Source organism: Oleiphilus sp. HI0080 (genome assembly GCF_001635135.1).
Window position 1 is genome coordinate 1 of the sequence record NZ_LWFU01000290.1, and the last position, 534, is coordinate 534.

General features: G+C 49.6%; 1 protein-coding gene and 1 pseudogene. Both read left to right on the forward strand.

The window, feature by feature from the left end:
- Nucleotides 1–339 (forward strand): annotated as a pseudogene (locus A3751_RS03030) (amino acid--tRNA ligase-related protein); the annotation flags it as partial.
- A gap of 29 nt (nucleotides 340–368) precedes the next feature.
- The coding region (locus tag A3751_RS23835) for an efflux RND transporter permease subunit (protein ID WP_156492230.1) at nucleotides 369–534 on the forward strand (166 nt) is incomplete at its 3' end.

Sequence of the window (534 nt, forward strand, 5' to 3'; positions counted from 1 at the left end):
GATTTGATTGCAAATGCCGATGCGCGTCATACCTTTCGTTTACGTTCCGCTATTGTGAGTAGCATCCGAAACTACCTCACCAAGCAAGACTTCATGGAAGTCGAAACCCCGATGTTGCAGGTGATTCCTGGTGGCGCAACAGCAAAACCATTCGAGACGCATCACAATGCATTAGGCATTGATATGTTTCTGCGTATTGCTCCCGAGCTTTACCTTAAGCGTTTGGTTGTTGGTGGTTTTGAACGTGTTTTTGAAATTAATCGCAACTTCCGTAACGAGGGGCTCTCGACGCGACACAATCCTGAGTTCACCATGATTGAGTTCTATCAGGCTTATGCAAGCTGCACGTGCGCTCCTCTGGTGGAGAAATGATTCCGTTAAGTACGCTGGTTCAAACCAAGCCGATATTGGGGCCTGATGTTACGTACCGCTATAACACCTCAAACTCCGTCACCGTGAATATTATTCCCGCCCCTGGTGTGAGCTCGGGAGACGCAATGGCGGCGGCTGTCGAAGTGGCCAAGACGAGCTTGC